14 protein-coding genes are annotated in these 13,485 nt (G+C 62.5%); 9 read left to right on the plus strand and 5 right to left on the minus strand.

The window, feature by feature from the left end; genetic code table 11:
• Positions 1-9: 9 nt before the first annotated feature.
• Entirely contained in the window at positions 10-582 is a 573-nt protein-coding gene (locus LXM55_RS14245) for a DUF6436 domain-containing protein (RefSeq protein WP_233320927.1), read from the minus strand.
• A gap of 110 nt (positions 583-692) precedes the next feature.
• Between LXM55_RS14245 and LXM55_RS14250 the strand changes: the two genes are divergently transcribed.
• The gene (locus tag LXM55_RS14250; RefSeq protein WP_233320928.1) at positions 693-1,631 is read left to right on the plus strand and encodes an alpha/beta hydrolase; all 939 of its coding nucleotides are present in this window, start codon (positions 693-695) and stop codon (positions 1,629-1,631) included.
• Between the two features lie 87 nt (positions 1,632-1,718).
• Here the strand turns inward: LXM55_RS14250 and LXM55_RS14255 are convergent, their stop codons facing one another.
• On the minus strand, positions 1,719-2,471 hold the full coding sequence (locus tag LXM55_RS14255) for a DUF2059 domain-containing protein (protein WP_233320929.1): 753 nt from the start codon (positions 2,469-2,471) through the stop codon (positions 1,719-1,721).
• Positions 2,472-2,632: 161 nt separating this feature from the next.
• Here LXM55_RS14255 and LXM55_RS14260 point away from each other — a divergent pair, with 161 nt between their 5' ends.
• Positions 2,633-3,265 carry a 2OG-Fe(II) oxygenase gene (locus LXM55_RS14260; protein WP_233321046.1) on the plus strand — a complete coding sequence of 211 codons (633 nt, stop codon included), beginning with the start codon at positions 2,633-2,635 and terminating at the stop codon, positions 3,263-3,265.
• A gap of 2 nt (positions 3,266-3,267) precedes the next feature.
• Entirely contained in the window at positions 3,268-3,756 is a 489-nt protein-coding gene (locus LXM55_RS14265; protein WP_233320930.1) for a DUF523 domain-containing protein, read from the plus strand.
• A gap of 120 nt (positions 3,757-3,876) precedes the next feature.
• On the opposite strand, the gene LXM55_RS14270 is transcribed toward LXM55_RS14265, so the two are convergent.
• Complete coding sequence (locus tag LXM55_RS14270; RefSeq protein ID WP_233320931.1) at positions 3,877-4,662, minus strand: transporter substrate-binding domain-containing protein; 786 nt, start codon at positions 4,660-4,662, stop codon at positions 3,877-3,879.
• Positions 4,663-4,794: 132 nt separating this feature from the next.
• Between LXM55_RS14270 and LXM55_RS14275 the strand changes: the two genes are divergently transcribed.
• Complete coding sequence (locus LXM55_RS14275) at positions 4,795-5,232, plus strand: DUF4399 domain-containing protein (protein WP_233320932.1); 438 nt, start codon at positions 4,795-4,797, stop codon at positions 5,230-5,232.
• A 137-nt stretch (positions 5,233-5,369) separates the two neighbouring features.
• On the opposite strand, the gene serA is transcribed toward LXM55_RS14275, so the two are convergent.
• A complete protein-coding gene (gene serA / locus LXM55_RS14280; protein WP_016963474.1) occupies positions 5,370-6,599 on the minus strand; it encodes a phosphoglycerate dehydrogenase in 1,230 nt (409 codons plus the stop codon).
• A gap of 203 nt (positions 6,600-6,802) precedes the next feature.
• Between serA and LXM55_RS14285 the strand changes: the two genes are divergently transcribed.
• The 4 genes from LXM55_RS14285 (at position 6,803) to LXM55_RS14300 (ending at position 11,006) form a co-directional block, all read left to right on the plus strand.
• Positions 6,803-8,197 carry an FAD-binding oxidoreductase gene (locus tag LXM55_RS14285; protein WP_233320933.1) on the plus strand — a complete coding sequence of 465 codons (1,395 nt, stop codon included), beginning with the start codon at positions 6,803-6,805 and terminating at the stop codon, positions 8,195-8,197.
• A gap of 43 nt (positions 8,198-8,240) precedes the next feature.
• The gene (locus LXM55_RS14290) at positions 8,241-8,906 is read left to right on the plus strand and encodes a fumarylacetoacetate hydrolase family protein (RefSeq protein ID WP_233320934.1); all 666 of its coding nucleotides are present in this window, start codon (positions 8,241-8,243) and stop codon (positions 8,904-8,906) included.
• Positions 8,907-9,069: 163 nt separating this feature from the next.
• Complete coding sequence (locus LXM55_RS14295) at positions 9,070-9,996, plus strand: SdiA-regulated domain-containing protein (RefSeq protein ID WP_233320935.1); 927 nt, start codon at positions 9,070-9,072, stop codon at positions 9,994-9,996.
• Positions 9,997-10,097: 101 nt separating this feature from the next.
• A complete protein-coding gene (locus LXM55_RS14300; RefSeq protein ID WP_233320936.1) occupies positions 10,098-11,006 on the plus strand; it encodes an SdiA-regulated domain-containing protein in 909 nt (302 codons plus the stop codon).
• 58 nt (positions 11,007-11,064) lie between these two features.
• Here the strand turns inward: LXM55_RS14300 and rpiA are convergent, their stop codons facing one another.
• On the minus strand, positions 11,065-11,736 hold the full coding sequence (gene rpiA, locus LXM55_RS14305; protein WP_233320937.1) for a ribose-5-phosphate isomerase RpiA: 672 nt from the start codon (positions 11,734-11,736) through the stop codon (positions 11,065-11,067).
• A 226-nt stretch (positions 11,737-11,962) separates the two neighbouring features.
• On the opposite strand from rpiA, the gene ilvA reads away from it, so the two are divergent.
• Positions 11,963-13,477 carry a threonine ammonia-lyase, biosynthetic gene (ilvA, locus tag LXM55_RS14310; protein WP_233320938.1) on the plus strand — a complete coding sequence of 505 codons (1,515 nt, stop codon included), beginning with the start codon at positions 11,963-11,965 and terminating at the stop codon, positions 13,475-13,477.
• Positions 13,478-13,485: the final 8 nt, after the last annotated feature.

Here is a 13,485-nt window from a genome sequence, read left to right on the forward strand (position 1 = left end):
GCGAATGCCTTACTGGGCCGGCCAGGGGCAGTAGCAGCCGATGGCCAGGGTATGGGTGGCGCTGACCTGGCGATTGCCCTCCAGGGCCTGGAGGATGGGCTCGATGAAACTGTTGCTGGAGTTGCAGGTCAGGCCTTCGCTGTAGGGGCCGAAATACGCCAGCTTGCCATTGCGGTCCCAGATCGCCACTGCTGGGCTGGCGGGAATCTGATCGGCACCAGGCAGGCTGTCGAGGGGCTTCAAGCGGTTCAGGGTGGCGGGCAACTGGCCGTGGCTGCCGGGTTTCTGCACTGCGTAGAACTCGACGCCGCGGGGGCTGTAGGTTTCGATCAGCTCGGCCAGGTGCTGCTGGTTGCCGACGTTGCACGGGCAGGCCGGGTCCCAGAAGTGCACCAGGCGGATCGCCCCTGGGCCGGCCAGCTCCGCGGGCAGTTGCAGGGCGTCGCCGGAGAACATCGCCGTGTGCTCGCTGAACGCCCGCAGGTAGCGGCTCTGGAACCATTCGTAGGCGTTCCACAGCACGACGGCGCAGATCAGGACAAGCAGGCTGGCAAGCAGGGGCGTGCGGTAAGACTGGCGCATTGGGATCGGTCCTCGAAGGTCGCGTAGCTTGCCATGCTTGCCGCGACAGATGAATATCGCAGGCCCAGAAAGCCCGTTTTGTCGCCGGTACCCCCGCTTTGGAATCCTCTATGTCCGCCACTTTCGATCCCGACCATCTGCGTGCCAGCCTACAACCCCTGGTCGCCGGGCAGCCCTTGTCGGCGCAGGGGCAGGCCTACCAGCGTTTCTATGGTCTGGATTTCGCCGGGCGGGCGATGGTGCCACGCAGCCGCCTGGGGCGTTTCCAGGTGGACGGCTATGAAGTGGTGAGCCAGGCCTGGTGGCCGGAGCAGCCACGGGCCACGCTGTTTCTGTTCCACGGTTTCTACGATCACATGGGCTTGTACCGGCATGTGATCGAGTGGGCGCTGCAGCGCCGCTTCGTGGTGATTTCCTGCGATTTGCCCGGGCACGGCCTGTCCAGTGGCGAGCGGGCCAGCATCGATGACTTCGCGGTGTATCAGCGGGTGCTGCAAGGGCTGTTCGCCGAGGCCCGGTCCCTGGCGCTGCCCGAGCCCTGGCACCTGTTCGGGCAAAGCACTGGCGGCGCAATCATCATGGATCACCTGCTCAACCAGGGCGCCGAGAGCCCGGCCCAGGGGCAGGTGATTCTGCTATCGCCCCTGGTGCGGCCTCGGGCCTGGGGCTGGTCGATGCTCAGCTACTACGTGCTGCGGCCCTTCGTCACCGGCATTGCCCGACGCTTCAGCGAGAACTCCAACGACCCGGACTTCCTTGCTTTCCTCCAGGCCGATCCGTTGCAACCGCAGCGCTTGCCAACGGCCTGGGTGGGGGCGCTGTCACGCTGGATCAAGCGCCTGGAAGCGGCGCCATGCAGTTCCAGGCAGCCGCTGATCGTCCAGGGGGACGCGGACATGACCGTGGATTGGCAGCACAATCTGCAGGTGATTCGCCGCAAGTTCGCCACGCCCGAGGTGCTGATGCTGCCGCAAGCCCGGCACCACCTGGCGAATGAGATTCCGCTGTACCGCGACCAGTATTTTGCTTTTCTGACCCAGCATGTCTGAGCCGCGGGAGCGCGTCTGCCTTGCAGCCTGCGGCAGCGGCCCCTTGCGCAGCCTCGCGGGCTCGGCGGCTACAGGTGAGTTGCTGGGTCAGGGGGCGAGGCTGGAGGTGCTCTGACCGACCGCCAGGCCGGCGCGAATCGCCGCCAGGGCGGCCTGGTAATAGGCCTTGCCTTCGCTGGACTCGGCAAAGGTGGCGAATTCTTCCAGTTCGGTGTCGGAAAGATCCCGATAGACATACAGCAGGGTGTTGTTCAGGTCGTTGCCGATCTGCTGCATCAGGCGCTGGCGCTGGCCATTGAGCATGCCCTGGGCCTGACCGCCACCCAGCAGGCCGGGAATCATCTGGCTCAGGCTGTCGGCGGCGACACCGGCGATCGCCAGGCTGACCTCCGCTCCTGCTTCCCGGGCCGGCAGGGCCTGGGCCAGGTGGCCGATGATCAACTGGCGGTTGTCGCTGGCCTGCATCTTCGGCAGGCCCTGAGCGTTTTTGGCCAATTGGTCGCGGCGGGTTGCCAGCAGTTCGGCGGCGACGATCTTGCGCCCCAGGGGCGATTGGAAGAAGGCCAGGGCCGGTCCGGGATCGGCCAGGTTCTGCCGCAGCTGGGCCTCGGCGCGACGGTCCACGGCCTGAGGCGCGAAACGCTGGTTGCTGTTGTCCACCAGGGCCTGGTAGACCGCCGGCGGCAGGCTGTTCTGGTAGCGCTGCTGGGCGGCGTTGAGGGCATCGTTGAAATGCGCGCGCTGTTCTGCCCAGCCGGCGACCTTGTACAACTGGTCGTGGCTGTCTGCCCAGGCAGGCAAGGCGCAGAACATCAACAGTGAGAAAAGCAAACGGCGCATAAGGACTCCTGTCAGCAGTCGACTATTCTCCGGGGCAAGACGGTGGTTGTCGAGAATTCGTATCAGCATCGCTCGGCAAACCGATGATGTGTAAGCCCATTGAAAAAAATGCTCGATCCTCCGCTCTGCGGCTCTGTCGGATTTATCTGATGCTGGATACTATGCGCGCCATGCAAATACCCTCTGATCATCCGCTGTTGTTGAACATTGTCGACGACCTGGCCGCCTGTGGCTGGTCGCAGCAAAATGTCTTTCTGTCCGAGGCTCTGACCCTCGAACTGGCGGCTGAGTGCCGTAAACGTGCGGCTGAAGGTGAGCTGGCGCCGGCGGCGGTGGGGCGCGGGCCGGCCCAGGAGATCCGCGAGGGTATCCGTGGCGACCATATCCAGTGGCTCGAACCAGGCCAGGCCGATGCCGTCGATACGTACCTGGGGTTGATGGACAGCTTGCGCGAGGCCCTCAACCGAGGGCTGTTTCTCGGCCTTGAGGATTTCGAGTGCCACTTCGCGATGTACCCGCCGGGGGCTTTCTACAAGCGTCACGTGGATCGTTTTCGCGATGATGACCGGCGCATGGTCTCGGCGGTGATCTACCTCAATGAGCAGTGGCTGCCCGAGCAGGGCGGGCAGTTGCGCATGTACCTCAATGACCAGGGGCAATACGATGTGGTCCCTGTCGGGGGGCGGCTGGTGGTGTTTCTATCCGGTGAGGTCCCCCATGAAGTCCTGCCCGCGACCCGGGAACGCCTGTCTCTGACCGGCTGGTTCCGGCGCCGTGGTAACGAGCCGTTCTGAACATGCACAAGATCCTGGTCAGCCGCTGCCTGTTGGGCCACCGCGTACGCTACGACGGCGGTGCCAGCGGCCCGTTCGATCAACTGGCCGCCTGGCTGCAAGAGGGGCGGGTGGTTGCGCTGTGCCCGGAAGTGGCCGGCGGCTTGCCGACGCCACGGGCGGCGGCGGAGATTCCCGGTGGGCAAGGGGTCGATGTGCTTGAGGGACGGGCACCGGTGATGACCACCGAAGGCGAAGATGTCAGCGCGCAATTCCTCTCTGGGGCCCGGCAGGCCCTGGAGCTGGTGGAACAGCACGGGATCCGCGTTGCCGTGCTCAAGGCCAACAGCCCGTCTTGCGGCAACCTGCAGACCTATGACGGCAGCTTCCGCGGGGTCAAGGTCTCGGGGGAGGGTGTCACCGCCGCCTTGCTCAAGCAGCACGGCGTGCAGGTCTTCAGTGAGCTGCAACTACCCGAAGCCGCCAGCGCCCTCGCCGCCTTGTCCTTGTAGCCGCTGCCGAGCTCTAGCAAGGCTGCGAAAAGGCTCGCAGAGCCTTGCTTGGCGATCTCCAGCTGGCCATCAAACTCCTTCGTCCCGTTCGCCGCCTGCGGCAGCGGCTACAGATGAGGTTTACTGCCCGGCTTCGGCCTTGGGCGGCTTGCTGGCATCCATGCCGAACCATTTCTCTGACAGGGCCATCAGGCGCCCGTCGGCCTTGATCCGCTGCAGAGCGCTGTCCAGGCTGGCGTGAAATGCCGGGTTGCCCTTCTGAAAAGGGATCGCCAGGCTCAGGGTCGGCCCGACCTTGGCGCCTTCCTTCACCGGCAGGCGGCTGTCGCGAATGGCATAGGGAATCAGCAGGCGGTCGCTGATTGCGGCGTCGATCTGTTTGTCCGCCACATCCCTGATGGGCTGTTGGGCATCGGCGTAGCTGCGCAGGTTGATCCCTTCCACCGTCCGCGCCTGGTCAACGAACTGGCTGCCCTGGGCCACGCCCAGAGCCTGGCCGCGCAAGGCCTGCAAGGAAAACAGCGGGCGCTGTTCTTCCTTGCGCACAATCAATTGCGCACTGGAATAGCTGTAGGGTTCGCTGAAGTCGAAACGATCCTTGAGTTCCGGGGTCATTGCTATGTGGTTGATCGCCACGTCGAACTTGCCGCTCTCGACGCCTGGCAGCAGTTCAGCCGCCTCGGTCACCACGAAGTCCGCGCGTACGTCCAGCTCGCTGGCCAGCAATTGCCCCAACTCCACCTCGAAGCCGGTGAGTTTGCCGTCGTCCTTGAAGTTGAAGGGCGGTGTATCCGCTTCCAGGGCGATACGCAGTTCACCGCGGTCGTTGATGTCGTCCATCAGTTCGGCTTGAGCGCAAGTGCTCACAAGGGGCAGCAAAAGTATCAGGCCAGGCAGGAAACGCATGGTCACTCCTTGAATTTATATGAGCGATGCGCCGTTCAGGCTCGCTTTGCTAAGGTGTTGAGTGCCTTCGACAACGAATTGCCACGAAGTTGTCATAACCGTAAAAGATTTGCGGAAAAACTGGAGAAGATAATGAAAATTTTTATGTCGCGTGCTGCTTTGGCCGGTCTGTTGCTGGGAGCCTCGATGCTGGCCGGTGCAGCGGAAATTCCTCGTACAGAGGCACCTGCCGGCGCCAAGGTGTTTATTGTTTCCCCAGCCGACGGGGCCACCGTGGACAAGACCTTCAAGGTCAAGTTCGGCGTTGAAGGCATTGCCCTGGCTCCGGCGGGCGATCAGACCGCCAACACCGGCCACCATCACCTGCTGATCGACGTCGACCAGCTACCGGCCGAGAACCTGCCGATCCCGATGGACGCCAACCACCTGCATTTCGGCAAGGCCCAGACCGAGACCGAAGTGACCCTGGCCCCAGGCAAGCACACCCTGCAACTGGAATTGGGCGACAAGAACCACGTGCCGTTCAGCCCGGTGATCGTCTCCAAGAAAATCACAGTCACAGTGAAATAATCGTAAACGCCGCACAAAAAAAGGGAGCCTTTCAAGGCTCCCTTTTTTTGTGCGGCCAACTGCAAGGTTTCAGCTTCAAGCTGCAAGTCAGCACGGGCTCTGGCTTGCAGCTTGAAACTTGCCGCTTGAAGCTGCTCTTAGAACAGCACACGGCAACGGATGGTGCCGTTGATGTGCTGCAGCTTCTCTTGCGCCAGGTCCGAGTACTCGGCGTCGACGTCGATCACCACGTAGCCGACCTTTTCGTTGGTCTGCAGGAACTGACCGGAAATGTTGATGCCGTTTTCGGCGAAGACCTTGTTGATCTCGCTCATCACGCCCGGAATGTTCTCGTGGATGTGCAGCAGACGGTGCTTGCCCGGGTGGGCCGGCAGCGCCACTTCAGGGAAGTTGACCGAGGATACCGAGGTACCGTTGTCGCTGTACTTGACCAGTTTCTCCGCCACTTCCAGGCCGATGTTGGCTTGGGCTTCAGCGGTGGAGCCGCCGATGTGCGGAGTCAGGATCACGTTGTCCAGGCCGCGCAGCGGGCTCTCGAACTCTTCGTCGTTGGAACGCGGCTCGACCGGGAACACGTCGATGGCGGCGCCGATCAGGTGCTTGTCCTTGATCGCGTCCGCCAGGGCGTCCAGCTCGACCACGGTGCCGCGAGCGGCGTTGATCAGGATGCCGCCCTTCTTGATGGCGCGGATTTCCTTCTCACCGATCATCCACTGGGTCGCCGGAGTTTCCGGTACGTGCAGGGTCACGATGTCGGACATGCCCAGCAGTTCGTGCAGGTTGCCCACCTGGGTAGCGTTGCCCAGTGGCAGCTTGGTCACGGTGTCGTAGAAGAACACCTGCATGCCCAAGCCTTCGGCCAGGACCGACAACTGAGTACCAATGGAGCCATAACCGACGATACCCAGCTTCTTGCCGCGGATTTCGAAGGAGTTGGCCGCGCTCTTGATCCAGCCGCCACGGTGGCAGGAAGCGTTTTTCTCAGGGATGCCGCGCAGCAGCAGGATGGCTTCGGCCAGCACCAGCTCGGCGACCGAGCGAGTGTTGGAGTAAGGCGCGTTGAACACCGCGATACCGCGTTCGCGAGCCGCGGACAGGTCAACCTGGTTGGTGCCGATGCAGAAGCAGCCCACTGCGACCAGTTTCTTCGCGTGGTCGAAGATCTCTTCGGTCAGTTGAGTGCGGGAGCGAATGCCGATGAAGTGTGCATCGGCGATCTTTTCCTTGAGCTGGGCTTCCGGCAGAGAACCGGTGAGGTACTCGATGCTGGTGTAGCCGGCGGCCTTGAGGACGTCGACAGCGGATTGGTGGACGCCTTCGAGGAGAAGGAACTTGATCTTGCTCTTATCGAGAGAAGTCTTGCTCATCTGCGTAAACCTGTGTCCCGGAGAAAAATGGCAGGGAAGTGGACAGCTTGAGCTGACCTGGGCGGCACTAAGCCGACACCGCAGAAGGCCCTTGGGCACTCTCCTGCGGGGGCGGTATGCTAGCATACGCGCCCCGCTAAACACTCATTCCTGCGACGTGAAGCGTTCTCAGGATGACCATGAATTGTTCGAGAGTTCTGCTGATGACCAATCCTGCCCTGATTGATGAGCTGAAGACCCTGGTTGAGCCTGGCAAGGTGCTGACCGACGCTGACTCCCTGAATGCTTATGGCAAGGATTGGACCAAGCATTTCGCCCCAGCCCCGACGGCCATCGTGTTTCCCAAGACCATCGAGCAGGTCCAGGCCATCGTGCGTTGGGCCAATCAGCACCAGGTTGCGCTGGTGCCGTCGGGCGGTCGCACCGGGCTTTCGGCAGCCGCCGTGGCGGCCAATGGCGAAGTGGTGGTGTCCTTCGACTACATGAACCAGATTCTCGACCTGAACCTCACCGACCGCACCGCGGTGTGCCAGCCGGGCGTGGTCACCGAGCAGTTGCAGAACCTGGCGCACGAAAACGGCTTGTACTACCCGGTGGATTTCGCTTCGGCAGGTTCCAGCCAGATTGGCGGCAACATCGGCACCAATGCCGGCGGGATCAAGGTGATTCGCTACGGCATGACCCGCAACTGGGTGGCCGGCATGAAAGTGGTGACCGGCAAGGGCGACCTGCTGGAGTTGAACAAGGACCTGATCAAGAACGCCACCGGTTACGACCTGCGCCAGCTGTTCATCGGCGCCGAGGGCACCCTGGGCTTCGTGGTCGAGGCCACCATGCGCCTGGATCGGGCGCCAAAGAACCTCACCGCGATGGTGCTCGGCACCGCCGACTTCGATTCGATCATGCCGGTGCTGCATGCCTTCCAGAGCAAGCTTGATCTGACCGCCTTCGAGTTCTTCTCCGACAAGGCCCTGGCCAAGGTTCTGGCCCGTGGCGACGTGCCGGCGCCGTTCGAATCCGAATGCCCGTTCTACGCGCTGCTGGAATTCGAAGCCACCACCGAGGAGGTGGCCAACCACGCCCTGGAAACCTTCGAGCACTGTGTCGAGCAGGGCTGGGTGCTGGACGGCGTGATGAGCCAGAGCGAAACCCAGCTGCACAACCTGTGGAAGCTGCGCGAGTACATCTCCGAAACCATTTCCCACTGGACGCCGTACAAGAACGACATTTCGGTCACCGTATCGAAAGTTCCGGCCTTCCTTCAGGAAATCGATGCCATTGTCGGCAAGCACTACCCGGATTTCGAAATCGTCTGGTTCGGCCACATCGGCGACGGCAACCTGCACTTGAACATCCTCAAGCCGGACAACCTGAGCAAGGACGAGTTCTTTGCCAAGTGCGCCACCGTCAACAAGTGGGTGTTCGAAACCGTGGAGAAATACAACGGTTCGATCTCTGCCGAGCACGGCGTGGGCATGACCAAGCGCGATTACCTGACCTACAGCCGCTCGCCGGTCGAGATCGAGTACATGAAAGCGGTCAAGGCGGTATTCGATCCGAACGGCATCATGAACCCGGGCAAGATCTTCGCCGTTTGAGCGCAAGCGGCACCCTGATGAAGCACACAAGCAGGAGTCGGTAATGAGCTATCAGCACCAGTATGTCGACGGTACCCGGATTCATTTTCCGGTGGGCAAGTTGGTATGTATCGGCCGCAACTACGCCGAGCACGCCAAGGAACTGGATAACCCCGTTCCTACCGAGCCCCTGCTGTTTATCAAGCCGGGCAGTTGCGTGGTGCCTCTGGAGGGCGGTTTCAGCATCCCGACCGAGCGCGGTTCGGTGCACTACGAAGCGGAAATTGCAGTGTTGATCGGCAAGCCGCTGTCCACCCAGCCCAGCCGCGAAGAAGTGCTGGATGCCATCTCCGGCTTTGCCCCGGCACTGGACCTGACCCTGCGTGACAAACAGGCCGAGCTGAAAGCCAAGGGCCTGCCGTGGGAAATTTCCAAGTGCTTCGACGGGGCGGCGGTCCTTGCGCCCTTCGTGGTGAGCAGCAGCTTTGCCGACCTGAGCGACATCGGCATCCGCCTGACCATCAACGGCGAAGTACGCCAGGACGGCAACAGCAGCGTCATGCTCAATCCCATCGTGCCGATGATTCAGTACATGGCCGGTTGCTTCTCCCTGCAGGCCGGTGACGTCATCCTCACCGGCACACCGGTGGGGGTCGGCCCGCTGCATGTCGGTGATGAGCTGGTGCTGGAGCTACCCGGCGTCAGCCGTTTCACCAGCAGCGTCCGTTGATTCGAATCTTTTGCGCTGGCCCTGGAATCCAGGGCGCAGCGTAGATAGGGCGGCGCTCTTTAACCGGTTTTTCACATTTTCTCCGGATAATTCCGTAGCTTGTGGTTCGCGGATCTGAAATTCGTGTGCTATTACCATTGGCCGAGCTTCTGGAATCTGTGTAATGGACGCCCACCCCCTACCCAAACCTCACCCCATTCGTCGCCTGCGAGTGCGCATGCGCTGGTACTCCTGGCTGCTGCTGGCGGGCGTGATCTGCTATGGCGTTGCCAGTCTCATGCACTGGGATGATCGTGGCGCGCTTTGGGTCCAGGAAGGTTTTGTCAGTACCGCCGAGCGCAGCGCCAGCGTCTGGTTGCCCAGCTACCGGGCGGTCATCGATGCCAAGGCCTTGCCGGGCATGGAGCGCGATGAAGCCTCCGACCTTTCCTACAATCCGCAAACCAAAACCCTGTTTTCAGTGATGGGCAAGAACCCGTTTCTGGTGGAGTTGACCCTGCAAGGCGACGTCCTGCGTAAAATGCCCCTGGTGGGCTGGAGCAACCCGGAAGGGGTCGCGGTCCTGGAAAACGGCCTGCTGGCGATTGTCGATGAGCGCCAGCATTCGCTGGTGATCGTCAAGGTCGACGCCAATACCCAAGCGCTGAATATCGCCGATTTCCCCCAATACGACCTGGGCCCTTCGAAAGACCAGAACAAGGCCTTCGAAGGTATTGCCTGGAACCCGCGCAAGCAGCAGTTGCTGTTGGGCGAGGAGCGGCCACCGGCCCTGTTCACCTGGAGCAGCGACGGTAGCCAGGTGCTCAAGGGCGACAAGCAGAAGCTGGCCAGTGACGAACTCGACCTGCGCAACCTTTCGGCCCTGGGCATTGACCCGCGCACCGGGCACACCCTGGTGCTCTCGGCCGACTCTCACCTGCTGCTGGAGCTGGACGAGCAGGGCGAGCAGGTCAGCTTCATGGCCTTGCTCGGTGGCTTCAACGGCTTGGAGAAAACCATTCCCCGGGCTGAAGGCGTGGCCATGGACGAAGCTGGCAACCTGTATATGGTCAGCGAGCCCAACCTGTTCTATCGCTTCGAGAAACAGTGAGCCCGGGCTCGGCGCCTGAGCCGGGCCACTCGCGGCATTAAGCTTGAATTCAGTCGGCTGTGATATTTCATGCGCCTGTCCTGATTTCGAGCCGCCCCGCCATGTATCGCCTGACCCGTCTGCAACCCCTCTACCTGATCCTCTGCCTGATGGCCGTGCTGCTGGCGGCGTTTGTCCACAACCACCGGTTGTGGCAGCGCGCCTGGTTCGACTGGCAATCCTATTGGCAGGTGGCGGCCCCCCAGTCCCTGGGGCTGGGCGACTATCGGGTGGTGCTGGAGGCACAGCCCATAGAGGGCCTGGATGAAGTCTCGGCGCTGACCTACGACCCGCTGCGCAACAGCCTGTTCACCGTGACCAACAAGAATGCCGAGCTGGTCGAGCTGTCCCTGGAGGGGCGGGTTCTGCGGCGTATCGCCCTGGTGGGCTTTGGCGATCCGGAGGCGGTGGAGTTCATCAGCGCCAATACCTACGTGATCAGCGACGAGCGCCAGCACCGCTTGATCAAGATTCAGCTGAACGATGAAACCACGGTGGTGGAGGCGGCGGAGGCCGAGCAGATCACCCTTGGCGTGCACCTCTCGGGGAACAAGGGCTTCGAAGGGCTGGCCTACGATTCAAAGGGCCAGCGCCTGTTCGTGGCTAAGGAGCGCGACCCGATGTTGATCTATGAAGTGCAGGGCTTTCCCCATCACGATCCGGAAAAATCCTACGGGGTGCACGTGCTTAACAACCCCGAGCGCGATGCCGGACTCTTTGTGCGCGACCTTTCCAGCCTGCAATACGACGAGCGCAGCGGCCATCTGCTGGCCTTGTCGGACGAGTCGCGCCTGGTGGTGGAGCTGGACGTGGATGGGCGCCCGCTCAGCACCCTGGCCTTGGGCAAGGGGCGGCAAGGTCTGGACAGGTCCGTGCCACAGGCGGAAGGAATGGCCATGGATGATGCTGGCACCCTGTACCTGGTGAGCGAGCCGAATCTGTTCTACGTCTTCAAGAAGTCGACACAGTAGAAGCTGGCTTGCCAGCGAAGAGGCCTTGCAGGCCGTCCACGCTGGCAAGCCGGCCGGCTCAGGCCTTGAGGGTTTTCACCCCTTCAGCGGTGCCCAGCAGCAGCACATCGGCAGGGCGCGCGGCGAACAGGCCGTTGGTGACCACGCCGACGATGGCGTTGATCTGGCTTTCCAGTTCCACCGGGTGGGTGATCTGCATGTTGTGCACGTCGAGGATGATGTTGCCGTTGTCGGTGATCACGCCTTCGCGGTACACCGGGTCGCCGCCCAGCTTCACCAGCTCACGGGCCACATGGCTGCGGGCCATCGGAATCACTTCTACCGGCAGCGGGAAGTTGCCCAGCACCGGCACCAGCTTGCTGGCGTCGGCGATGCAGATGAAGGTCTTGGCCACGGCGGCAACGATCTTTTCCCGGGTCAGGGCGGCGCCGCCACCCTTGATCAGGTTCAGGTGCTCATCGCTCTCGTCGGCGCCGTCGATGTAGAACTCCAGGTCGCTCACGGTATTGAGCTCGTACACCGGAATCCCGTGGCCCTTGAGGCGCGCGGCGGTGGCTTCGGAGCTGGCCACGGCGCCGTCGAAGGCGCCCTTGTGCAGGGCCAGGGCGTCGATGAAGCAGTTGGCGGTGGAGCCGGTGCCGACCCCGACGATGCTCTTGTCATCGAGTTTCGGGAGGATAAGGTCGACGGCGGCCTGGGCGACGGCCTGTTTGAGTTGATCCTGGGTCATGCGGGCTCCGAAGCGGGCAAGGGGGGCACAAAGGCCGGCATTATAGGCGCCGCGGCAGATCAGGTCATTGCCCGTTTGGCTAATCGGCCGGGGTGGCCGGGGAGTTCACACGGCGGGGCAGAGGCGGCGAGGGCGCTGGCTAAAACCTCGGTATTCGTGTGGTCGCCCGGGCAAACGCTGGGTTAGACTCCTTGGCCCTGCCCAACCCGCTCAGTGATGCTTTCCGATGCTCGAACAGTACGTCAAGAAGATCCTCACCTCGCGCGTTTATGACGTTGCCGTAGAAACCCCATTGCAGACTGCCCGCCAGCTCTCCGAGCGGCTGGGCAATCAGATCTGGCTCAAGCGCGAAGACTTGCAGCCGGTGTTCTCGTTCAAGATCCGCGGCGCCTACAACAAGCTGACCCAGCTCAGCGACGCCGAGCGCGCTCGCGGCGTGGTCACCGCGTCGGCCGGCAACCACGCCCAGGGCCTGGCCCTGGCGGCCAAGGTGCTGGGGGTCAAGGCCACCATCGTGATGCCCAAGACCACCCCGGAGATCAAGGTCGAAGGCGTGCGTTCCCGTGGCGGCAAAGTGGTGCTGCACGGCGACACCTTCCCCGAGGCGCTGGCCTATTCGCTGAAGCTGGTGGATGAAAAAGGCTACGTCTACATCCACCCCTACGATGATCCGCACACCATTGCCGGGCAGGGCACGGTGGCCATGGAGATTCTGCGCCAGCACCCGGGCCCGTTGGACGCGATTTTCGTTCCGGTAGGTGGCGGCGGGTTGATCGCCGGCATTGCCGCCTATGTGAAATACCTGCGCCCGGAAACCAAGATCATCGGCGTCGAGCCGGACGATTCCAACTGCCTGCAAGCCGCCATGGCCGCGGGCGAGCGGGTGGTGCTGCCAACCGTGGGGATCTTCGCCGACGGCGTGGCGGTGGCGCAGATTGGCCAGCACACCTTCGACATCTGCAAAGACTATGTGGACGAAGTGATCACCGTCAGCACCGACGAGATCTGTGCCGCAATCAAGGATATCTACGACGATACCCGCTCGATCACTGAACCTGCCGGCGCCCTGGGTGTGGCCGGGATCAAGAAGTACGTCGAGCAGCGCGGTATCAGCGGGCAGACCCTGGTGGCGATCGACTCCGGGGCCAACGTCAACTTCGACCGCCTGCGCCACGTGGCCGAGCGCGCCGAGCTGGGCGAGGGCCGTGAAGCCATCATCGCCGTGACCATTCCCGAGAAGCCGGGCAGTTTCAAAGCCTTCTGCGAAGCGGTGGGCAAGCGCCAGATCACCGAGTTCAACTACCGCTACAACACCGGCAGCGAAGCGCACATCTTCGTCGGCGTGCAGACTCACCCGGAAAACGATCCGCGCAGCGCCCTGATCGCCAGCCTGACCGAGCAGGGCTTTCCGGTGATCGACCTGACCGACAACGAACTGGCCAAGCTGCACATCCGCTACATGGTCGGTGGCCATGCCGAGAAGGTCAGCGACGAAGTGGTGCTGCGTTTCGAGTTTCCAGAGCGTCCGGGTGCACTGTTCAACTTCCTCAACAAGCTGGGCGGGCGCTGGAACATCTCGATGTTCCACTACCGTAACCACGGCGCGGCCGACGGCCGGGTCGTCGCCGGCCTGCAAGTGCCCGCCGACGAGCGTCACCTGGTGCCAGCGGCGCTGGAGCAGATCGGTTATCCGTACTGGGATGAAAGCGACAACCCGGCGTATCAGCTGTTCCTTGGCTGAACGACTAC

Source organism: Pseudomonas sp. Au-Pse12 (genome assembly GCF_021341665.1).
Lineage (GTDB): Bacteria > Pseudomonadota > Gammaproteobacteria > Pseudomonadales > Pseudomonadaceae > Aquipseudomonas.